A 23,204-nucleotide genomic window follows, 5' to 3' on the forward strand; every position below is an offset into this window, starting at 1 on the left:
CTGGGGAAGAGGCGACACGGGCACGCCGCATCCATTCTCCCACTGCTGAGCGCGAAGTCTGCTCAGCCGACGCTCAGCGGGTCGGCACCCGGTCGCGTCGGTCGTGTCGGCGGCCCCCGCCCCCGCGCAGTCTATGACCCGACGACGCACCGCCCGCGCGCGCTGCGAGGTCGTGCCAATCTTGTACTATGTCCCGCCGCACTGCCGAACAGACGCGACGCCTCATCCTCGACGCCGCGCTGCAGCTGCTGCTGGAGCGCGGCGCCTCCGCCGGTGTGCAGCACATCCGCCTGCAGGAGGTGCTGCGCGCCGTGGGCCTCACCTCGGGCGCCGCATACCGCATCTGGTCGGATCAAGACCAGTTTCACCGCGACCTGGCCGTCGAGATGATGGGCCTGCGCGTCTCGGCGCCGACGGCGAGCGCGACGGCTGCGATCGCCGACTTCGTCGAGCACGGTGGAACCATCGATGACGTCATCCGCGCCGCGACGCGCGACCACGTCGAGTACGCCGCACAGTTCCACCGCCGCCCCGAATCGCAGGACTCGCACGTGTTCATCACGGCGCTCGCCCTGCGGACGGCGGCGGGCTCGTGGCCCGAGCTGCGAGCAGCAGCCGCAGCCCGGCACGAGGAGTCGATCGACGCGTTCAGCCGCTTCTACTCCGAGCTCCTGCTGCGCTTCGGATATCGGATGCGCGAGCCGTTCACGGTCCGCGACCTGGCCGAGGCGATGGCGGCGCTGGGCGAGGGCTTCGCCGTGCGCGCGGCCGAAGGGCTCGAGCACCCCATCATCGCGCTCGACGACGACCCGACCGAATGGACGCTGTTCGGCATCGCCGCACGCGGGCTCGCCACCGCCTTCATCGAGCGGTTCGACGACGGCGCGACGGCCGACGCAACGACGAACGAGGGAGCGGCCCCGGCCGCGGACCCCCTGCCCGCGAACCGGAGCCGCTGACCCCAGTTCGTCGGAGCGGGTGGTGCCCCCCGACAGCGCCCCCACGCCCTGCGGCCACCTCGCTCCATAACCATGGTCACCGATCGGGTCGGCCATGTACAGATAGATAACTTTTTTCTCTTCGGAGGGGACGCCGCAGGCACAAGATCGCGGGCACCCTGCAACGGTCGTCATTGCAGAATGGTCGCGATTCGACAGCGAGCGGGGGCCGCGAGATCACGGCCGCTCGGCTGTCGGCGGGCCGGCGCGGCATCCACCCTTCCTGAAACGCGACATCCACTCTCCTGAGATGAGGAGATCTCACGAAGCGAGGAGGCTTTTCGCGATTCTGGTCCTCGCCCCGTGAGAACTCCTCATCTCGTGAGCGCCCGTCGGCCAGCGACAGAAGGCCCGGACGCCGCGCTCACGCTCACCGCACCCGCAGGGTCGCGATCTCGAACGGCCGCAGCGACAGCTCGATCGAACCCGAGCCCGCGACGGGTGCCCCCGGCCGCTCGAGCAGGTCGGCGTGCACGACGTCGCCCGCGGGCAGAGTCAGCACGGTCTCGGCGCGTCCGCCGCGCGCCTCGTACACGCGCACGACGAGGTCGCCCGAGCGGTCGTCGGCGAGCTTGACGGCGCTCACGACCACGCCGGGGTTCGACGAGGCCACGAGCGCGTCGACGGCAGCCCCCGCCGCGACCCGCGCGGGCGAGGAGAAACGGGATGCCGCGGCCGTGGCATCCCCCACATCCGACGCCACGCGCAGGCCGAAGCGCATCCGCTGCACGCCCTGGTCGGTGCGCGGATCGGGGTACCGCGGCGCCCGCAGCATCGAGTAACGTGCGACGCCGACGATGCGGCCGTCGTGCTCGACGCGGGTCGCGTCGAAGCCGTAGCTCGAATCGTTGAGGAAGGCGACACCGTAGCCGGGCTCCTCAAGCAGGAACCAGCGCTGCGTGTGCTGCTCGAACCGGGCCGTGTCCCACGAGGTGTTTTCGTGGATCGCCCGCCGGTGGTGCCCGAACTGCGTCTCGGCGACCACCTGGTCGCAGAACACATCGACGGGGAACGCGAGCTTGAGGAACTTCTCGGTCTCGTGCCAGTCGACGGCGTTGTCGATGACGAGGGTGCGGCCGTCGTCCGACAGGCTCAGCCGCTGCTCGATGCTCGACGCGCCGAACGCCGCGCGCACGACGATCGCGTCGCCGTCCAGCGCGACCTCAGCGCCGTCGAGGTCGCGGCGTTGACCGCGGTAGTGGGCGTCGACGTCCCACGCGTCCCAGGCGTTCGGGAAGTCCTGGTGCAGCTGCAGCAGATTGCCGGCCATCCCAGCCGGCACGGCTTCGCGCCCGGTGGCGTTGTCGACCGCCGAGACGAGATGCCCGGCCGCGTCGACCGTCACGCGCACATCCGCGCTTTCGAGCACGAACGTGTCGCCGGGGGTGGATGCCGCCACCTCGGCGGCCGGCACGCCTGAGCCAACCGACCCGGCCGGCACGCCGCGCTGGGCGACGGAGGCGGAGTTGACCAGGAGAGGGCCGGATGCGGCATCCACCACGCCCAGCGCACCCAGCGCGTCATCGATCATGCCCTGCAGAGTGGCGGTCAGCCGCGCATAGCGCTCGCGCGCCTCGCGGTGCACCCACGCGATCGACGAGCCCGGCAGGATGTCGTGGAACTGCAGCAGCAGCACTTCGCGCCAGGCCTCATCGAGCGCGTCGTAGGGGTAGGCGCATCCGGCGCGCACCGCGGCGGTCGCCGCCCACAGCTCTGCCTCGTGGAGCAGGCGCTCGCAGGTGCGGTTGCCCTGCTTCATGGCGTGCTGCGTCGTGTACGTCGCGCGGTGCAGCTCGAGGTACAGCTCGCCACGCCAGACCGGCGGGTCGGGCAACTCGCTCTTGGCCCGGGCGAAGAAGTCATCGGGCGTCTCCCACTGCACCTTCGCGCTGCCCTCGAGGTTCGCAAGCCGCGTGGCGCGCGCGATCATCTCGCGGGTCGTGCCGCCGCCGCCGTCGCTCCAGCCGGTCGGGGCCAACGACGACGACGCCTCGGCCTTCTCGCGGAACTGCCGCGTAGCGCGGGCTATCTCGGTGCCCGACAGCTCGGCGCCGTAGGTGTCCATCGGCGGGAAGTGTGTGAAGACGCGCGATCCGTCGATGCCCTCCCAGCTGAACGTGTGATGCGGAAAGGTGTTCTGCTGGTTCCACGACATCTTCTGCGTGAGGAACCATTCGAAGCCGGCGCCGGTGAGGATCTGCGGCAGCGCCCCGGAGTAGCCGAAGCTGTCGGGCAGCCACGCGCCGCGGCATTCGACGCCGAACTCCTCGCGGAAGAAGCGCTGCCCGTAGACGATCTGCCGGATGAGCGCCTCACCGCCGGGCAGCACCGCATCGCACTCCACCCACATGCCGCCCACCGGCACGAACCGGCCGTCTTCGACGGCCTTCTTCACGCGCGCGAACACCTCCGGGCGCTCATCGCGCAGCCACGCGTACTGCTGGGCGCTCGACATGGCGTAGATGAAGTCGGGATGCTCGTCCAGCAGCGTCGTCATCGAGCTCGCCGTGCGCGCGACCTTGCGCACCGTCTCGCGCAGCGGCCACAGCCAGGCCGAGTCGATGTGCGCATGGCCGACGGCGGTGATGCGCTGCGCGCTCGCATCGGCGGGAGCAGCGAGCGCGTCGGCCAGCTCGTCCCGGCCGGCGGTGGCGGTGCCGGCGACGTCCTGCAGGTCGATGCGGTCGAGCGCCCGATCGAGCGCCCGCAGGATGCGGGCGCGGCGCGTCGAGTCGTCCGGCAGCTGCTCGGCCAGCTGCAGCAGCACCTCGACGTCGTGAACGAGTTCGAACACCTCGCTCTCGAACACGCACAGCTCGACGCGGCGGATGCGATACAGCAGCTCGTCGCCCGCCGTGTCCCACTCGCCGCGCTCCGTGGGGAGGAAGGGGTGGGTCTCGAGCAGCACGGGGTTCGCGGCGCCCTCGATGAAGAACTCGAATGCCTCGCCCGGCGCCGCGTCGATCGGCACCCATTGCGCGCGGGGGTGAAGGGAGCGGATCGGCGTGCCGTCGCCGCGATAGGCCAGCCCTTCGCACTGGAAGCCGGGCGGGTCGGCGGCGAAGCCGAGGTCGACGACCGCTTCGACGCGAGAATCGGCGAAGGATGCCGGAACCTCGCCGCGCACGCGAAACCAGGTGGTGTCCCATGCCCGGCCCCAGGGAGTACCCACCGGCATCGGCGCGAACGGACCGGCCAGGCCCTCTGCCACCGGAATCGGCTCACCGCCGACGGCGTGCGCGGCCAACTCGAGCGCGTGCGGCTGCGAATGGATCGCGGGGCGCAGCCGCTCCTCGAGCACCCGAGTGGCGCGACCGATCGTCAAAGACTGCTCTGCGTGCATGGGGGCCTCCTGCACCCACGTTCCCAGAACGCGTCGCCGCACGCGAGGCACGACGCGGCATCCATTCCTCCGGCCCTCGCCCGAGGCGAGGATGGCGCAGACTCAGATGACCTCGGCGCTCCAGTCGTCGGGGTTGCCGAAGCGGTGCGCGGTGATTGCGATGGCCTGCTCGTGCAGGAACGGCAGCAGCTCAAGGCGTCCGGCCGTGGTCACCTCGTTGTCGTAGACGGCGAGGTCGGGGTCGCCCTTCACGGCTTCGGCGATGCCGCGGTGCACCTCGGCGACCGAGCCCGCAGGGCCCACGAGCCGCACGCGCGATGCACGCGGTGCGGTGGCAGCGGTGGAGGGGGTGGATGCCGCCTCCGCCGCGCCCTCGTCCGCACCGCCCCGGACACGCTCGAGGAACTGCACGTCCTTCTCGACGAAGACCGGCACGTCCAGCTCTGACAGCGCGCGGCGCACCTCGGCCGGCAGCCCGGTCGGCAGCGAGACGGTGAATGGCGCCGCCGCACGCACGCCGGCGATCGCGACGCGCAGGATCTCGTGCAGGGCGGCGTCGGAGGTCGCCCGAACCGCGACCGGCAGCGACCGGTACCGGAAGAGGTTGCGCTCCACGCCGAGGTGCGAGACGTCCTTGACCTGGCCGAACTCACGGTCCCAGGCGATGGCGTCCGACAGGGCAGCGCGGCGCAGCCACTCGAAGGCCGGATAGTCCATGGACGGCTGCGCGGCCTCGATGATGCGGGTGATGCGCGAGTCGAGCCCGCGCAGGTGCAGCGTCGACGATCCGCCGGTGCCGGCCGACGCGCGCCACGAGCCGAGGCCGACGAGATAGTTCGGACCGCCGGCTTTGGTGCCGGCGCCGACCGACGAGCGCTTCCAGCCACCGAAGGGCTGGCGCTGCACGATGGCCCCGGTGATGCCGCGGTTGACGTAGAGGTTGCCGGCCTCGACGCCCTCGAGCCACTGCGCGAGCTCGTCGGGGTTCTGCGTGTACAGGCCCGCGGTCAGCCCGTAGGCGACCCCGTTCTGGATCTCGATCGCCTCGGCGAGCGTCGCGGCGTGGATGATGCCCATCACCGGCCCGAAGAACTCCTCACGGTGGAACCGCGAGCCCGGCTGTACGCCCTCGCGCACGCCCGGAGTCCAGAAGCGCCCGGCCGTCTCCGGGCCGAAGTCCCGCAGCTTCGGCTCGACGACCCAGCTCTCACCCTCATCGAGGGTCGTCAGCGCCCACTCGAGCTTGCCCTGCGGCTTCTCGATGACGGGCCCGACCTCGGCCATCGGGTCGGTCGGCGGACCCACGCGCAGCGAGGTCACCGAGTCGATCGCCTGCCTCCGGAACCGCTCGGATTTGGCGACCGGCCCGACGAGAATGGCCAGCGACGCCGCCGAGCACTTCTGACCAGCGTGCCCGAACGCGCTCTTGACCAGGTCGGATGCCGCGAGGTCGAGGTCGGCCGAGGGCATGACGATCATCGCGTTCTTGCCGCTGGTCTCGGCCAGCAGCGGCAGGTCGGTGCGCCACGAGCGGAAGAGCGCCGCCGTGTCCCACGAACCCGTGAGGATCACCCGGTCGACGTCGGCGTGGGTGATGAGCTGCTTGCCCAGTCCGCCCTCGTCGATGTCGACCAGGGCGAGCAGCTCGCGCGGCACGCCCGCCTCCCACAGCGCCTCGCTGATCACCGCAGCGCACCGGCGCGCCTGCGGCGCAGGCTTGAACACGACGCCCGAACCGGCGGCGAGCGCGGCCAGCACTCCCCCGGTGGGGATCGCGATGGGGAAGTTCCACGGCGGGGTGACCACCGTCACCTTCGACGGCACGAACACCGCCCCGGCGACGCCGTCGAGTTCGCGCGCGCACGCTCCGTAGAAGTTGGCGAAGTCGACGGCCTCGCTCACCTCGATGTCGCCCTCGCTCAAGACCTTGCCGGTCTCGGAGGCAGCGACCTCGATCAGCTCTCCACGGCGCGACTCGAGAACCCGCGCGGCCTCGTGCAGCACCTCGGCGCGCTCGGCCGCGGGCCGTGCGCCCCAGGCGGCCGCGGCATCCTTCACCCTCTCGACGATGCCGTCGAGCGCGTCGGGATCGGACACCCGGGCGGCGTCGATTGTGGCATCACCGGCGGTGGATGCCGCGACCCGGCCGATGATCTCGCGTGACCACGCACGGTTTGCGGGCAGCGCCGGATCGGAGTCGGGGGTGTTCCGGAAGCCGGGGGCCCCGCTGGCGCGCGTGCCGTTCTCGCGCCGCGAGAACACCGCGGTCTCGACGTAGCTCTGCCCGCCGAACGTCTTCTCCTCGACGTCGGGCTCGATCGGCACGGTCTCCCGCCCGGCCGTGCGCGCGATGTCCATCACGGCTTCCGTCAGCGCCTCGTCGCCCGATGCGGCACCGCGCGTGCGACGGCTCGGAGCGGTTGCCGGCGTCTCGGCGCGACGGTCCTGCGTACGGAATGGGCCGGTGTGCAGCGTCGGGTCGGCGGCGCGCTCGACCGACGCGAGGAACCGCCCGCGTTCACGCTCGAACAGCGACCCGTCAGAGTGCAGCTCGAACGCCGCCGAGAGGAAGTTCTCGGTCGATGCGTTCTCTTCGAGCCGGCGCACGAGGTAGCTGATGGCGACGTCGAACTCGCGCGGGTTCACGACCGGCACGTACAGCAGTACGGCACCCACCTCGCGCGAGACGGCCTCGACCTGGCCCTGCGCCATGCCCAGCAGCATCTCGAACTCGATGCGGTCGCGCACGCCGCGCTCACCGGCGAGCAGCCAGGCGTACGCGATGTCGAAGAGGTTGTGCCCGGCGATGCCGAGCCGCACTGCGGCGCTGCGCTCGGGCGTGAGTGCGGCGTCGAGAATGCGCAGGTAGTTCGCGTCGGAGTCGAGCTTGGTGCGGTACGGCGCCTGCTCCCAGCCGTGCATGACGGCGTCGACATGCTCCATGGCGAGGTTCGCGCCCTTGACCAGCCGTACTTTGATCCCCACACCGCCGTCGGCGACGCGCCGCTGCGCCCACTCGGTGAGCCGGTCGAGGGCGGGCAGCGCGTCGGGCAGATACGCCTGCAGCACGATGCCCGCCTCCAGGTCACGCAGTCGCGGATCGGAGAGGATGCGGGTGAACACCTCGATCGTCAGATCGAGGTCGCGGTACTCCTCCATGTCGAGGTTGATGAAGGTGCCGTTCAGCGCGGCTGTGAGGTACAGCGGCTGCAGTCGCTCGACGACCTCGTCGACGACCTGGTCGTACGCCCACATCGACAGATGGCTGACCACGGCCGACACCTTCACCGAGACGTAGTCCACGTCGTCGCGGCGGATGAGATCGTGGATGCCGTCAAGCCGGCGCCGCGCCTCGGTCTCGCCGAGCACGGCTTCACCGAGCAGGTTGAGGTTCAACCGGTGCCCGGTGCCGCGGATCTTCTCGATCGCCGGCCCCAGCTTCTCGGGCCGCGCGTCGACGATGAGGTGCCCCACCATGCCACGCAGCACGCGACGAGCGACCGGAACGACGGGGTACGGCAGGATCGGGGCGATCGCGCCGCCGAGGCGCACCGCACCGCGCAGATACAGCGGCAGGAACTTCGGCACGAGCGGGGCGACGCGGCGGAGATTGGATGCCGCGGCCGCCAGCGATTCGGGACGCATCACGCCGTCGACGAACCCGATCGTGAACGGCAGGCCATTCTCGTCCTGCAAGACCCCCGCCAGCTTCTTCGCGGCGGGCTCGACGACGGCACCGGCCGACTCGTTCACCCATCGCTGCGCGAGCACGGTCGCCTTGCGGGCGCGCTCCTGCGTGTCGTCGACCACTCGCTCCCCGTTCATCAGCACGTTCTGCCCGGTCCCTTCCAGACTGCACCCATCAGCCTCGCCGTTTCCAGCATGCGCCATGCAAACCTTCATGAAAAGCGAACATTGACGATGGATCATCGTCGATGAACTCGATGCACGGGCGCGCCGTAGCCGCCCGCCGGGGACGGTACTCTCGACGTGACGTGGCGCCCTAGCCGACCGTCGGCGGCGAGTAGACCATCTGCGCCGAGAAGGTTCCCGCGTTGCGGCTGACCACCTGGGCACGGCCCGGCGCCGACGGCACCGGCTTGACGCGGCCGATGAGAGCGCCTTCTTCGGGGTTGCCGCCGAGCAGGATGCCGGTGACGCCCAGGTCGGTGAACCGCTGGATGATCGGGTCGTACGCGGCGCGGCTGGCACCGCCGGTGCGACGGGTGAGGATCACGTGCAGCCCGAGGTCGGTCGCCTGGGCCAGCAGCGGCTGCAGCACCGCGAGCGGATTGCCCTGACTCGTGGCGACAAGGTCGTAGTCGTCGACGATGATGAAGCCCTCGGCGCCCTGCCACCAGCTGCGGTTGCGCAGCTGCTCGGGCGTCACATTCGGACCGGGGATGCGGCCGGAGAAGAACTGCGACAGCTCCTGCATGCCCGAGGTCGCCATGTCGTGCGCTGTGAGGTAGGCGCCCAGGTAATCCTGCGGCACCTCGCCGAGCAGCGAACGCCGGTAGTCGATGACGAAGATCTTCGCCTGCGCAGGTGTGTACAGGCGCGTGATCTCCTGCACGATCGCGCGCAGGAACGACGATTTGCCCGTCCCCGCGTCGCCGTAGAGGAAAGCGTGCGCCTCGACGCGAGGATCGATGCCGAACGGCCGCAGGTGCGCCTCGTCGACGCCCAGCAGGAGGCTCTCGAAGCCGGATCCCGCCTGGGCGCGGGCGTCTTCGAGCGTGAGCAGTTGGGGCAGCAGCCGCAGCTTGGGCCCGGCAGGCCCCTGCCACGCCTCGTTCATGCGCGCGATCATGGCGTCGACACCGTCTGCGAGGCTGCCCGGGTTCTGGTCGTCGTCCACGCGCGGCAGTGCGGTGAGCATCTGCAGTTTCGCCCGGCTGAGGCCGCGGCCGGGCATGTTGCGGGCGACGTTCTGGGCCTGCTTGCGGTCGATCTCCGAGTCGCTCGGGTCGCCCAGTCGCAGTTCGAGGCGGGTCTGGATGAGGTCTTTCAGGCTCGCTCGGATCTCCATCCAACGGTTGGCCGTGACGACGATGTGGATGCCGAAGCCGAGGCCTCGGCCGGCGATCGTCTGCACCCGCGCCTCGAGGGCTTCGTATTCACTGCGCAGCGTGGGCCATCCGTCGATGATGAGGAAGACGTCGCCGTAGCCGTCGTCGACGATGCCCTGCGCGCGGCGCTGCCGGTAGGTGTCGATCGAGTCCAGTCCCTGGTCGCGGAAGTACTTCTCCCGCGCATCCAGGATGCCCTCGACCTCGGCGACGGTCCGGCGCACAGACTCCTGATCGGTGCGGGTGGCGACCCCCGCGATGTGCGGGTGCTTTCGCATGCCTGAGAAGGCGCCGCCGCCGAAGTCGAGCACGTAGAACTGCGCCTCGCGCGGGGTCGTGGTCAGGGCCAGCGCCGAGACGAGCGTGCGCGCGAGCGTCGACTTGCCGCTGAGCGGTGCGCCCACGATCGCCACATGGCCGGCCGCGCCGCCGAGCGAGACGGTGAGCTGCTCGCGACGCTGTTCGAGCGGCACATCGACGATGCCGAGCGGAACGGTGAGAGCCCCGGCATCCCGCCATCCGCGCGAGATGAGTCCGAGCTCGGGGTCCACGGCGAGGTCGGGCATGAGCTGGCCGAGGGTGGCGGGCTCGTGCAGCGGCGGCAGCCACACCTGGTGCGCTTCGGGTCCTCGCCCGGCCATCCGCTCGACGGCGAGCTCGAAGGTCGAGCGCTTCTCCTGCTCGACCGGTGCCGCGGTGACGACGGGTGCGGACGTCTCGTCGTCGTTGTCGAGAGCACGGGATGCCGCGGTGAACACCTCGATCTCGGCGGCGCCGGCATACACATCGCCGCCCACCGTCGCCGCCGCAGTACGGCGGCCCTTCGGCGGTCCCGACACGTACGCGGCGCGGAACTGGATGAGCTCTTCGGTGCCCGACTTGAGGTAGCCGACACCCGGCTGCTGCGGCAGCGTGTACGCGTCGGGCACGCCCAGCACCGTGCGCGACTCCGCGGCCGAGAACGTGCGCAGACCGATGCGGTACGACAGGTAGGTGTCGAGCCCCTTGAGCTTGCCCTCCTCCAGCCGCTGCGAGGCCAGCAGCAGGTGCACAGCCAGCGAGCGGCCGACGCGACCGATGTTGATGAAGCTGTCGACGAACTCGGGCTTGGCCGCCAGCAGCTCGGAGAACTCATCGGCCACGATCACCAGGGCCGGCAGCGGCTCCAGTTCGGTGCGGCCATTGCGGCGTGCCTTCTCGTAGTCGGTGACGTTGGCGAAGTTGCCCGCGGCGCGCAGCAGCTCCTGGCGGCGCACGACCTCACCCTGCAGGGCGTCCTGGAAGCGGTCGACCAGCGCCAGCTCGCTGCCCAGGTTCGTGATGACCGCCGAGACATGCGGCATCCCCGCCATTCCGGCGAACGTCGCCCCGCCTTTGAAGTCGACGAGCACGAAGTTGAGCTGCTCGGGCGAGTGAGTCAGGGCGAGTGCCAGCACGAGGGTGCGCAGCACCTCGGACTTGCCCGACCCCGTCGCGCCGATGAGCACGCCGTGCGGACCCATACCCTGCTGGGCCGCCTCCTTCAGGTCGAGGATGAGCGAGGCGCCGGAGGTGTCCTGCCCGATCGGCACCCGCAGTCGGTCGCGCTCCAGGCGCGGCGCCCAGGCGCGGTCGAGGTCGAGGTCGCGCACATCGGGCAGGCCGAGCAGGTCGACGAGCTCGCGCTGGCCGACGCTCTTCTCACCGCTGCCTGCCCCACCGGCCGCCACCGGGACGGGCCGCAGCGACATGAGCCGGCGGGCCGTGGCCTCCGCCTCGACGACGCTCGCGGCATCCGGCGTGAACACTTCGGTGGCCGCCATCACATCGAGGATCTCGGCCTGACCGGTCGCCTCGGCCGGTAGCGCGAGGCGCAGCGTCAACGGGTCTTCGAGCTCGCCCCAGCGCACCGGCAGGTCGATGACGGTCACGCCCTGCACGCCCTCGCGCCCCACCAGCGGGTCGCCCATCGGCAGCGTGACGCCGTCTGAGACGAGGATCACGTGCGGCGCGGGCGCCACGTCGCCCCGCTGGAAGCGGCCGCGCTCGGCCAGACCCGCCGGCAGCATGTCTTTCAGCGCGTCGAGCGAGGTGCCGATCATGCGGGCGGCGCCCAGGCGGTCGCGCGCACGCTGCGAGTGTGCGTGCGGCAGCCACTTCGCCCACTCCCACTCGGGCGTCTGACCTTCGTCGCACAGCACCGCGATGACAACGTCCTCGGGGTCGTGCAGAGCCGCCACGCCCACGAGGATCGAGCGCGCCAGTGCCCGCACCCGCGCGTCGTCGGGGCCGGTGACCTCCACGCGCGCGTAGTCGGCCAGGTCGATCGCGCACGGCAGCTCGTGCTGCGTCTCGTGCGTGAGCATCAGTCGGTGGGCCGCCGACGCGGCGACGGGGTCGAGCTGGGCGAGCGGCGGCAACTCCGGCGCAGTGAGGGTGAGCGACAGCGGCTGGTCGTTGACGCCGACCCGCGCGCGCAGGAACTGCTCGTCGCTGGCCCGCCGTTCCCACACCCGGGTGCGCTCTTCGACGAGAAAGGGCAGTGTCGAGGGCGCCGGGTTCTCCCAGTTGTCGTGTCGTCGCTGCTGGCGGGCCGCCACCCGCACGCTGTCGCGCAGCTGCGAGAGGTAGGCGAGGTACTCACGCCGGTTGGCCAGCACCTGCGCGTTGTGCTGCGACCGCTGGCGCCATCCGTTGACGGCCACGAATCCGAGCGACGAGAGCAAGAACATGCCGCCGGTGATGAAACCGGTGGGGCCGGAGTTGGTCACGGTGATCATGACGATGGCACCGAGGCTGCCGACCATGGGCAGAAGAGAGGTGAGGATGCCGGAGCCGCCCTCGCTGGGCACCAGCTCGGGCGGCGGCTGCACGACGATCCGCTCTTCGGGCTTGCGCGGCGGCGCCAGGCGTGTTCCGGTGCTCATGCGTCGTCTCCCGCAAGTCGGGTCAGGGTCAGGGCGCGGTCGCCGATGCGCACGCGGGTGCCGTCCTCGACGCGCGCGCGCTGCTGGGCGACGAGCCGTTTGGCGGCGCCGTCCTCGGTGATCAGGTCCGAGCCGTTCGTCGACCCGAGGTCGGTGACCCAGGCGTCGTCGACGCCGACCTCCAGCCGCGCGTGCAGGCTCGACACGGTCCGCTGCGGGTCGTCGACGGTGATCACGAGGTCGCCATCCTCCATCGGGCTGGGGTGACGGCCGAGCACGACCGCGCACGGCACGGGAGCTTCCAACCGCTGGCCGGTGTCGAACGCGAACAGCACGGTCTGCGCTCCCCGGCTTGACGACTGCGCGCCCGAGCGGCGCGGGCCCGGTGCGGCGGGCATCACCGGCACGTCGCCGGTCGCCGCCCGCCGTGCGCGGCGTGATCCCGGCACCGACGGTGCGGCGTCGGGAGGAGTGGATGCCGCCACCGGCGCGGCCGCGGCAGTCGGCGGCGACGCTACCGGAACCTGCCGCTCTGGAACCCCCGGCGCCAAAGGCTGCGCGGCAGTGCGAGCGGCAGGCGGGGCTGCCGCGACAGGCGGCACCGGCACCGCGGTGGAGCGGCGCGGTCCGGGCGCACCGGCGGGCGCCGGCGTCAGCGGCGGAGCGACCGGCGGCGCCGCGGGCACGCGCGCACCCGGCACATCTGTGACGAGGCCGGTCGCGCGACGGGCCGCGGCTGAAAGCCCCGCGCCCGCGGCGGGGCGTGCGATCGCAGGCTCAGCGGGAGCAGCCGACGGCGCAGACGACGAGGCCGCTCGGGCTCTCGTCGCAGCCTGCTCGGGGGCGGCCAAGCGAGGCACCTCGACGACAACCGTGCCGGCGGCCCGATCCGCCCACGACCGGCGCCACCCGCTTCGGTCGGCCACTCCGGTGAGCTCGAGCAGCCAGGCGCCGACGGCGAACACGGCGAGTCCCACGGCGGTGAACGCGCCGCGCACGAGCGCACGACCGCCGCCCGGCGAATACGGCTTGTCGACACGGGCCGTGCGCAGCCTCATGACGGCGTTGCCGAGCCCCAGTCCGGCACGCGCCTGCAGGATCCAGAGAGCGAGCGTCGCTTCGGCGGCGGCGACCGCCGCGAATGCCATCGAGCGGCTGGCCAGCAGAACGATCGAGCCGACGATCGCGACCGCCGCGACGTCGAGAGTCAGCGCGGCCATGCGCGCGGCGACGCCTGCCGGGCGCACCTGCGCGGCGCCGCACTGGGGGCACACCGCGGCCCCTGCATGGATCTCGACTCCACAGACTGCGCATGCCGAAGCGATGGCCGGGCTGGTGCTGCGCGCAGTCATCAGGCCATCATCCCACGGAGCAGGTCGATCAACCCGGCGGCCAGCAGGCCCGCGGGCAGCGCCAGCGCCACCGTCAGGGACTCGAGCATGTCGGCCACACGCGACCACCGCAGCGAGCGCGCTCCTCGCCCGACGGGCACGGTCACCGCGGCGGCCACCACCCCGGCGACCAGCAGCACCACGGCGCCGGCGACCACGAGATCAGTGCCGACACCGCCGAGTGCCCCGACGACCAGGCACAGCACGACGACGACCGCGGCGGCCCGCGGCATCCACCGCACCAGGGGATCGAGAGCGCGCCGCCCTTGCAACGCCAACGCGATGGCAGAGTACGCGGCCAGGCCGACCTGACCCCCGAACACGACGGCGTCGCCCTGCAGAGGAACGAGCGCGAACGGCGCCGAGACCGCGGCGACCAGGCAGGTGATGGTCGCACCGACACGCCACCGGGCGGCCGACTGCGCGACCATCGTGCGCGCCTGCGTCGCCCGCACGGCGTGAGCGGGTTCGGGTTCGCGTTGGCGTACGCTCCACCGCAGGGTTTGAAAACGCACGAAGTCGATGAACATCCCCGGCGCCGCGCTGAGAGCCGTGGACGGCAGCAGGCGGAGGACGAGCGGGGTGAGGCCGAGGGCCACGGCGCATGCGGCGGATGCCGGCATGCTCAGCAGCAGGATCAGCGTCCACAGCACGGCGAGGCCGGCACTCAGCGCCGCGACGGTGGCGTACGCGGCGGCCGCGACGCGCCCGACGGCGGCCACTGCGAGCACCCCCGACAGCACGGCGACCGCCGTCGCCGCGCAGATCACGGCGACGTGAACACTGCCCCAGGCCAACGACGGCGCGACCATGAGTCCGGCCGCGGCGGCGAGTACGGGCGATGCGAAGAATCCACTCGACAGCTCGACGTCGTCTCGCGGTGCGCGACGGGCCCACACCAATCCCGCCGCCACGGCCGCGACCGCCGCGACGATGCCGAGCGCGGCTGTCAGCGGGGCCGACGCACGCGTGGTCAGCGGGGTGAGGGCGACGAGCAGAACCGCGAAGACGGCGAGGACCGCGGGAATGTGCTCAGGTGTGGTGGATGCCGCGGCCGCGCGTCCGCGCTGCCGTCGAGGCGATGTCGTCGTGGCGAGGGGATCGACGACGGTCAGCACGTCTCCGTCCTCGCAGTCGCCGAGAGGGCGCGCAAGGTCGAGGGCAGAACCCGCACGATCATGCAGCGTGACCGCAGCCGGGTCGATGCCGAGATGACGCAGCACAGCGCCGAGTGCGGAGTCCGCGGACGCTGCGACGTCGTGTCGCGCCGGACCGTCGCAGATCACAACGCGCCGGCGCTGCGCCGTCTCGACCGATTCCACTCGTCCATCCTCGCATCACGTGATCGGCGGCAATCGCTCCCGGTCCGCGCGCAGAGGGGGCGCCGTCATGTGCGACAGCGCCCCATCGGCATCGCTCAGCCGCGGCCGCCGAGCCCGACATCCTTCACAACGGGGAGCTCATCTCCGTCCGGGAAGAGACCCGCGGGCGAGGCTCACCCGCGCTCGCCGGCGCCGGCTGACGCCGATCGCGGACCGCGCTCCTCCTCGTCTTCGAGGTGCGGGGCGATGGGGCCGCCGAGGCCGCGCCCTTGCTGCTTGTCACGTTCCCGTCCACCGGCGCCGGGATGTCCGCCCGCTCCGGCCATGCCCGAGCGTGCGCCCGAACCCGCCCCGGCGGACGACGAGGCGGCGCCCGCGCCACCGCCCGCACGCGTTCCGCCGAGAAGTCCACCGGTGCGTCCCGCGGACCCGGCTGCACCTCCGCGACCGAGGCCGCCGACGTTCCCGGGGCTGACTGCGCCCGATCCGCCTGCTCCGCCGACGCCCGTGGCACCACGCGCACCGAGTGTGCCGCCCGCCGTGCCGCCCGAGCCCGAAACACCACCGGCTGCCGCGACGCCACCGGCGCCACCAGCACCGCCGGCAAGACGTGCGCCGCCGAAGAGTGCGGCACCGCTGGCGCCGGCTGCCGCGCCGCCGGTGGCGATGTTGCCCAGAAGGCCCGATCCCGCTGAACCGCCCGCGCCGGCGCCAGCTCCCGCGCCCGGCGCTCCACCGCTCCAGGTGGTACCGCCACCGCCCGGCGCGTTCGGCGTCAAGTCGCCACCGTACTCACCGCCCGGGTACGTGCCGCCCGGGTATGACGAGCCGCCCGGGTAGCCCGGGCCCCCACCGGAAAAGTCAGAACCTGTGCCGGGATTAACGGGGAGACTTCCCGAACCCCAACCGATCAACGAGCCGGCCGATCCGGTGCCTGCCGAAGACCCTCCACCGCTGCCGGAGCCACCGGCGTTCGGGTAGTACGAGAAGCTCCGCTGCGGCGACGAGGTGGACGGCCAGGAGGTACCGCCGCCTCCGCCACCGCCCTGAGACGTCTTGCCGTCGAGCTTCGTCGTGATGTTCTCGTCGAACTCGATCTTGTCGAGGTCGTCGCTGGCCTTCTCGACAGCCGTCTTCGCCGCATCCTCGCGCTTGGCCGCGACGGCGGCTCGGGCGTTCTGCAACGTGTACGCGTCCTTGACGACATACATGCTCAGTTCTGGAATCCAGACCGGAGCTTCGTCTGCCGTCATGCTGATGCGGGTTGAGGTGGCAGCACTGAGCTCTCCGTCAGGAAGGTCCTGCCACGCGCTCTGCGCCGTGTACTGGACCTCCGCCGCCTGATCGACCTTCGTCTTGACGAGTTTCGTGACCTCGGCGATGTTCTTCGCGCGTTCGGCCGCAGCCTTCAGGTTTTCGGTCGCCGCATCACCGGTTCGACCGCTCGCGCCGGGCTCCTGCGCCGCCTTGAGGAGCACGTCCTTCAGGTCATTCATCTTGTCGATGACCGTCTGCGCCTCAGGCATGTCGAATGTCAGCCCGTACGCGATGTTGTTGAGCCGATCTTCCCAGATACCGGTCACACCGCACCTCCCACATCGTTGTTCTTCTTACGATTGGCCGCCACGACGATGATCACGATCACCGCGATGACGATCAGCAGCAGGATGACGCCACCACCGACCAGCAGCGGAACCATCACGCCGCCGCCACCGGAGGCGATCACCGTCGGCGTCGCCGTCGGAGCCTTCTGCGTCGGCGTCGGCGTTGCCGTCGGGGATGCCGCCACCCCGCCCTGCGCGACCTGCTCGGCCGTCGGCCGGCCAGACGCCTTGTCCATCAAGGGGTTCACGTCGGGATACGTCGCCGGATCCACCTGCAGGATGTGCCGCAACGACACCGGACCATACCCGCTCGCGCCATCACGAGACAGCTTGTGGTCCTCCGTCCTCGTGTTGTGGATCAGCGACTGGATCAGCTGGTTTCCCGTGGCATCCGGATACTTCTGCGCCGCCACCGCGAGAATCCCCGCTGTCAACGGAGTCGCCAGACTCGCCCCCGTGATCGACCACGAGCCGCTCCGCCAATCCACCGACGGGAAATTCGCACCGGGAGCGACCACGGTCGTCTCCTTCCAGCCGATGGGCTGCCCCGCGACCTGCTGATCCTCCTGGATCTTTCCGTCCTTGCCGAACGCGTTCACCGAGACCACACCGTTGAACGACCACGGCCACTTCGACTCGGCGTCCTTGACGGAGTTCGGCGTCGCCGCCACGATCACAACGCCCGCCGCCAACGCGGCAGCAACTTCCTCATCGTCCGCAGCCGTCGCCAGCGTATCCGCCGAAGAGATGGAGATGATCCGCGCACCGTCGGCCACAGCGCGACGGATCCCCTCCGACGTCGCCGAACGGCCGTCGAAGTCCGCGGACCCCGGGCAATTGCTGCTGTCGTAGCCGATCGCATAGAACGTGACATCCGCCTTCGGCGCAATGCCCTTCACGTTGCCCTTGCCCTTGCCATTGCCGATCAACAGCGCCGTCACATCAGAACCATGACTGGCGCCATCCGACACGTCCTGGCCCGACACCACCGGCTCACCATCCGGACAGATAGCCTCATCCGCCACCGTCAGATGCGCCCCCTGGAAAACCTCCAGACCAGGATTTATCTGGTTGTCGATCACCGCGACCTTCACCCCGGCGCCCGTCCAACCATCGGCCTGGACCTGTGCGACGTGAAAGCCGTCGTACCACCAGCTCGATGCCGGCTCGTCGTCCGCCTGCGCACCCACGGTCGGCACAGCTACCAGCGCCGCGGTTGCCACGAACGCCATGACGACCCGGCCGACGCGGCGCGAGGAATTCATCACATGTCACCGGTGTTCGACGTCGACGTCGCACCTGCCTCGGTCGTCTGACCCTGCGACTCGGCGTCCGTCTGCACCGTCTCCTGAGCGTCCGCGACGTCCTTCTGCGTCGTGGACTTCGCGGTGTCGGTGAACATGGCGTCCTGCTCTTTGACCCACGCGGCGTTGTGCTCGTCGTGGTCCTGCATCGAGCTGGCCGCGTCCCGCATGATCTCGACGTGATCCTTGACGGTGACGCGCACGACGTTGGTGTGGTCGCCGAGCTGGTCGGCGACCTTCGTCAACCGCTGCATGAACGCGGCGGTCGCATGCTCATCGGAGGCCCCATAGACACGACTCGCTTCTTCGCGCGTCGGCAACCCGTCGTGGCGCTGCATGAGCACCGCGTTGAGGTTGAAAAGGATCTCGCCGTCGAAACCGATCAGACCCGGGTAGATCGCCATGCCCCACTCTCCTTCACGTGCAGGTGTCGTGGACCGGAACGAACCGGGCCACGACACCAGACAACGTCACCTCAGTTCGCGAAGCGACCCGCCGACGAGTTGTCCTGCGAGACGTACCCCTGCGAGATCTGCTCCGTCTTCACCGAGATCTGCTCCAGGAGCGTGTTCAACGCCTGCAGGGACTTCGTCCACTCGCGCTGCGCCTGGTCATACGCCTGCTGCGCCGAACCGTCCCACGACGCACGCAGCTTCCCGACCTCAGACTCCAACGTCTCCAGCCGCGACGCGATCCCCCGCGCACCCGTACGAATCTGACCCGACAGCGCGGTAACCTGCTCCGGCTTCACCGACATCGACTGCATCATCAAAACCTCTCCCTGAATCCCAGAAACCTCACGCGCCCATCATCGAGCCGAGGCCCGAGATGGTCTGCTGGTGCGAATCCTCCGTCGCCGCCTGGTCACGCTCGGTGCCTCGCAGCGCGTCCTCCAACGTGACCAGCACGTTGTTCAGCTTCCGGGTCTCCTCGTCCCAACGGGCCATCAGCTGCGCGAACGAACCCGCCGCAGCACCCGTCCAGAAGCCCGACACCTGCTCGATCTCGCCACGCACGAACTTGACCTGCTGGTCAATCCCGCCCTTGGCCTCGTTCACCGCCTGCGCGCCACGCGCCAGCGCACCTTCCTCAGCCGAAATCAGATCAGCCATCACAACCTCCAACGTTCACTCGACCATGCGGTAATGCCCCAACCCGCAGTCAGAGCAACAAAATCTATGAAACCACACACCGGCTGATCGCGAAGATAAAACTCTTATCCTCAGGCGTCTGAGCGGCGTCGTTAGACTGTCCGGGTGAGTCAGACGGTGAGTGCACCACGCGCCCTCGTGCGCATCTCGGTGCTCGGTGAAGGGCGGCGCCTCGACATCGGCATTCCCGCCCAGCTTCCGCTCATCGAACTGATGCCGGGATTCGCCCGCAACCTCGGGTTGCTCGACGCCACGATGACGCATGCCGGCTACGAGCTTCGCCGGGCAGACGGGCGGGCGCTCGATGCAAGCAGCACCGCAGCCGCCCAGGGAGTGCTCGATGGAGACGTGCTCACCCTCGCCCGCGGCGGACTGGTGGCACAGCCGCGCGTCTATGACGACGTCGTCGAGGCCGTGATCGACGCGACCGAAGACCAGCATCGCCCGTGGACGCCGCAAGACGGTGTCCGCACGGCGCTCGCGGCCAGCCTCACTCTGCTCGGCGTCTGTGCCGTGGTGCTGCTCGCCGCCGGTCCCGCTGTGCCGATCGGTGCCCTCATCGCGGGTATCGGCGCCGTGCTCCTGGTCGCCGTGGCGGTCGTGGTCGCTCGGCTCGGCCAGGTCGGCGCCGGCCATGGACTCGGTATCGCGGCGGGAGTGTTCGCTGCGGTCGCCGGCTACCTCGCCGTCGTGGGCACCGCCGGGCCCTGGGGTCTGCCGCTGGCGGCGGCCGGCGCCTCGGCGCTCGTCGTGGGCGGAGCCACCGCTGCGCTCATGCCCGAGCGGAGAGAGACAGCCCTCGGCGTGATCGTCGCCGGCGCCGTCATCGGCGTGACCGGCGGCCTCACCGCGCTCATGCCGGGCGCCGCCGTAGCCGTGTATGCGCTCATGGCGGCCATCGTCGCGACGGCATCGAACGCATTGCCGTGGCTCGTGCTCAGCTCCAGCCGCATCCGCGTGATCTCGCCGCACAGCGACGCCGAAGTCTTCGCCGACCCGGCTCCCATCGACGGGGAGGATGTCGCACGCCGCACTGCGACCGCCGCCCGCGCCCTTCTCGTCTCACGGCTCGCACTGGGTGTGTGCATTCTCATCGCCACACCGCTGGTGGCGGCATCCACCCCCGCCGGCAGTGGGCTGTGCGCCCTGGCGTTCATCGGGACGATGTTCCCCGCACGCCAGGTGTACGCACGCAGCCATGTCATGGCGATCATGACCCTGTCGACGGTCGGGCTGGGCCTCACCGGCATCGTCACGGCCCTCACCCAGCCCGCGCTGCAGTCGCTGCTGCTGATCGTCGTGGTCGCAGCGACCGTCGTCACCGTCACGATCACCCTGATCGCACCGGCGACCCGCATGCGGATGAGCCGCGTGGCCGACGTCGCCGAGTTGGTCATCCTCGCCTCCCTGTTGCCGGTCGGCGTCATCGCGGCGGGACTGGCCTGACCCCATGGCGACCAAGGGCGACCTGATCCAGGCGCAGAGCTTTTCACAGCGCCGTCTGCTGACCGCGTTCGTCAGCGGCGCTCCCGGCGGCAAAGAGCTCGAGCCGGCCAAGCCGATGCGCGCCGTCATCGCGGCGATCGCCCTGTCGGTCGCCGTCGTGGGCGTGGGCGTCTTCTGGGGTCTGCTGCACCCCGGGCTGCCGAGCGGCTGGGAGAACGGCCGACTCGTGCTCGCCAAAGACACCGGAGCCCGCTACGTCACGATCGACGGCACGCTGCACCCGGTCGTGAACACGGCGAGCGCACGGCTGCTGATCCCCTCGAGTTCTTTCACCGTGATCACCACGAACCAGAGCGACCTCGCCGACGTCCCCCTCGGGTCGACGCTCGGCATCGTCGGCGCGCCCGATGCGCTGCCCGCGGCATCTTCTCTGGCCAATGACGGCTGGACGAGCTGCACCGCAGCGGATGGCCTGTCCACCCGCATCGCCGCGACACCCGCGGCAACGGCCACGCCCGACGCCGTCGTGGTCACCACCGGTTCCAACCTGTTCGTCGTCGCCGGGCACGTGCGCCACCCGGTCACCGCCGCCGACAGCGATGCGGTGCTGCGGGCGGCGGGGATCACGTCATCCGGCGCGCAGAAGGTGCCCGCGTCGTGGCTGAACCTCTTCGATGCGGGCACCGAGCTCGCCCCGATCACCGTCGCGGGTCCCGCGCCCGTCGGCGACTCGAAGCTCACCACGGGCGAAGTCGTGCACATCGAGGGCACAGCCGACGACGAGCGGTTCCTCATCACCGACGACGGCGAACTGGCCGCCCTCAGCCCGCTGGCCTGGCAGCTCTATCAGCTGGGCAACGGACCGAGCGTGCACGCCCCCACCGAGGTCGCCGCGGCGCAGGTGCGGGGCCTGCAGACCGCGAAGGCACCAGCCGGCGGCGCCGACTGGCCCGAGAACGGCTTCACACCGCTCGATGACAGCCAGCGGCCCTGCGCGCTGCTCACGCACGAGGGCGCGGCCGCGCAGACCGTGCTCGCCTCGCAGCCGACCACCCGAAAGGCGACGGCGGGCGTTCAGGTCGGTGCCGGTGCCGGCGCCCTCGTCTACGCGCAGGCCGGCGAGGGCAGCAGCCGGATGCTCACCCTCGTGGACGCCACGGGTACCGCATTCAGCCTGCCCGGCGCCACGGCCGAGACCGTCGCGCGGCTCGGCTACGACGCCGATGACGTCGGCACGGTCGAAGCCGCGTGGACCGACCTGCTGCCCACCGGGCCCGCGCTCACCAGCGACGCCGCCGGGAAGACCGTCGGCGGATGAGGCCTGGCGCGCGGGTGACGATGGGGTACGCGGCCGCCACGCTGGCCGTGCTGTCGTTCGCGCTGCTGCCGGGCGCTGCACCGGCGGCCGCGGCATCCATCGATTCCGCGCCGACCTCCGTCGCCCAGGCGACCGGCGACCAGTGCACCGCGCAGACCCGCCTCACCGACACACCACCGGCGTTCGCCGTGCTGCAGGTGGAGCGCGCGTGGACGGTCACCCGTGGCGCCGGCGTCACCGTGGCCGTGGTGGATTCGGGAGTGGATGTCTCGAGCCCGCGCCTGTCGGGGGCCGTGCTGAAGGGCACCAGCCTGGTCGACGGCGGCGACCGGTACGGGCGCACGGACGACTTCGGACACGGCACGATCATCGCCGGCCAGATCGCGACGCAGGCCAGCGGCGACTCGGGTCTGGTCGGCCTCGCGCCCGGCGTGAAGATCCTGCCGGTGCGTGTGTACGCCGGCGAAGACGACGAGGCGGTCAAGGCCGGCAACGGACCCGACATCGGGCGTCTGGCGACCGGCATCCGGTACGCCGCCGATCACGGCGCACAGATCATCAACGTGTCGTCGAGCACACCGACCGACGATGAGCGGCTGCGCAACGCCGTCGCGTACGCCACCTCGAAGGGAAGCCTCGTGGTAGCCAGCGCCGACAACCGCAGCGACGGCGAATCGGACGGCGACCGCTTCCCCGCCGGCGACCCCGCCGTGCTCGGCGTCGCCGCGCTCAGCGCCGACGGTGTCGTGACCGACGCCAGCATCCACGGGCCGCAGGTCTCGCTGGCCGCTCCCGGCGAGAATGTGCTCTCACTGAGCACCCTGGGCGGCGACTGCATCTTCCCCCAGCAAGGCCAGCCGCCGGCGACGAGCTATGCCGCAGCGTACGTGTCGGCGGCCGCAGCGCTCGTGGCCGCCGCCCACCCCGACGAGACGCCCGCGCAGTGGGCGTACCGTCTCGAGGTCACGGCGCGACGCGCCGACCCCGATGCCCGCGACGACGTGTCGGGCTGGGGTGTCGTGCAACCGTACAGCGCCCTGACGCTTGTGCCCGGACCGGGGCTGCGCGGCCCGGAGAGTCCCTTCGTGGATGCCGCGGACGAACCTGCCACAGCGACCCCGGCCGCGCCCGTGACGGTGCACGACCGTGCGCCGGTGAACGCCCCCGCGTGGGCGATCGTCTCGGTGATCGGCGTGCTGGCACTGGCCGTGCTCGGCACAGCCGGCGTGCTGGCTGTGCTGCGCCGGAACAGAGAAGGGATCGACTCGCCCTTGAGCGGCGCCGGGCTCTACGGCGATGAGACGAGTTCTGAGCGCCTCTGAGGGCATCGCACGCTGTCGAGGTCGGCG

14 protein-coding genes are annotated in these 23,204 nt (G+C 70.8%); 4 read left to right on the plus strand and 10 right to left on the minus strand.

Going from position 1 to position 23,204, the window contains the following annotated elements:
- Positions 1-188: 188 nt before the first annotated feature.
- Positions 189-959 (plus strand): hypothetical protein, encoded by a 771-nt coding sequence (locus tag PU630_RS13555; RefSeq protein WP_275277584.1) that lies wholly within the window; start codon positions 189-191, stop codon positions 957-959.
- Positions 960-1,368: 409 nt separating this feature from the next.
- On the opposite strand, the gene PU630_RS13560 is transcribed toward PU630_RS13555, so the two are convergent.
- The 10 genes from PU630_RS13560 to PU630_RS13605 all read right to left on the minus strand — a co-directional run bounded on the left by PU630_RS13560 (position 1,369) and on the right by PU630_RS13605 (position 19,052).
- A complete protein-coding gene (locus PU630_RS13560; protein ID WP_275277585.1) occupies positions 1,369-4,341 on the minus strand; it encodes an alpha-mannosidase in 2,973 nt (990 codons plus the stop codon).
- 102 nt (positions 4,342-4,443) lie between these two features.
- A complete protein-coding gene (locus PU630_RS13565; RefSeq protein ID WP_275280108.1) occupies positions 4,444-8,166 on the minus strand; it encodes a bifunctional proline dehydrogenase/L-glutamate gamma-semialdehyde dehydrogenase in 3,723 nt (1,240 codons plus the stop codon).
- 178 nt (positions 8,167-8,344) lie between these two features.
- Positions 8,345-12,319, minus strand: coding sequence for a type VII secretion protein EccCa (eccCa, locus tag PU630_RS13570; RefSeq protein WP_275277586.1), 3,975 nt, complete (start codon positions 12,317-12,319; stop codon positions 8,345-8,347).
- A complete protein-coding gene (locus tag PU630_RS13575) occupies positions 12,316-13,671 on the minus strand; it encodes an FHA domain-containing protein (protein WP_275277587.1) in 1,356 nt (451 codons plus the stop codon). Before PU630_RS13575 ends, eccCa begins: the two co-directional genes overlap by 4 nt.
- Positions 13,671-15,032 (minus strand): hypothetical protein, encoded by a 1,362-nt coding sequence (locus tag PU630_RS13580; RefSeq protein ID WP_275277588.1) that lies wholly within the window; start codon positions 15,030-15,032, stop codon positions 13,671-13,673. The genes PU630_RS13575 and PU630_RS13580 overlap by 1 nt, the downstream gene beginning before the upstream one ends.
- Before the next feature lie 173 nt (positions 15,033-15,205).
- Complete coding sequence (locus PU630_RS13585; protein ID WP_275277589.1) at positions 15,206-16,615, minus strand: hypothetical protein; 1,410 nt, start codon at positions 16,613-16,615, stop codon at positions 15,206-15,208.
- Positions 16,612-17,718 carry a S8 family serine peptidase gene (locus tag PU630_RS13590; protein WP_275277590.1) on the minus strand — a complete coding sequence of 369 codons (1,107 nt, stop codon included), beginning with the start codon at positions 17,716-17,718 and terminating at the stop codon, positions 16,612-16,614. The genes PU630_RS13585 and PU630_RS13590 overlap by 4 nt, the downstream gene beginning before the upstream one ends.
- A gap of 182 nt (positions 17,719-17,900) precedes the next feature.
- Positions 17,901-18,344, minus strand: a complete 444-nt coding sequence (locus PU630_RS13595) for a hypothetical protein (protein WP_275277591.1) — start codon at positions 18,342-18,344, stop codon at positions 17,901-17,903.
- A gap of 71 nt (positions 18,345-18,415) precedes the next feature.
- Complete coding sequence (locus PU630_RS13600; protein ID WP_275277592.1) at positions 18,416-18,709, minus strand: WXG100 family type VII secretion target; 294 nt, start codon at positions 18,707-18,709, stop codon at positions 18,416-18,418.
- A gap of 28 nt (positions 18,710-18,737) precedes the next feature.
- Positions 18,738-19,052 carry a WXG100 family type VII secretion target gene (locus PU630_RS13605; protein ID WP_275277593.1) on the minus strand — a complete coding sequence of 105 codons (315 nt, stop codon included), beginning with the start codon at positions 19,050-19,052 and terminating at the stop codon, positions 18,738-18,740.
- 144 nt (positions 19,053-19,196) lie between these two features.
- On the opposite strand from PU630_RS13605, the gene eccD reads away from it, so the two are divergent.
- The 3 genes from eccD to PU630_RS13620 are packed head-to-tail and all read left to right on the plus strand — an operon-like array spanning position 19,197 to position 23,177.
- Positions 19,197-20,537 (plus strand): type VII secretion integral membrane protein EccD, encoded by a 1,341-nt coding sequence (eccD, locus tag PU630_RS13610; RefSeq protein WP_275277594.1) that lies wholly within the window; start codon positions 19,197-19,199, stop codon positions 20,535-20,537.
- A gap of 4 nt (positions 20,538-20,541) precedes the next feature.
- Positions 20,542-21,855, plus strand: coding sequence for a type VII secretion protein EccB (gene eccB, locus PU630_RS13615; RefSeq protein ID WP_275277595.1), 1,314 nt, complete (start codon positions 20,542-20,544; stop codon positions 21,853-21,855).
- A complete protein-coding gene (locus PU630_RS13620; protein ID WP_275277596.1) occupies positions 21,852-23,177 on the plus strand; it encodes a S8 family serine peptidase in 1,326 nt (441 codons plus the stop codon). The genes eccB and PU630_RS13620 overlap by 4 nt, the downstream gene beginning before the upstream one ends.
- Positions 23,178-23,204 lie beyond the last annotated feature (27 nt).

This window comes from Microbacterium horticulturae, assembly GCF_029094505.1.
In the GTDB taxonomy this organism is placed as follows: domain Bacteria; phylum Actinomycetota; class Actinomycetes; order Actinomycetales; family Microbacteriaceae; genus Microbacterium; species Microbacterium horticulturae.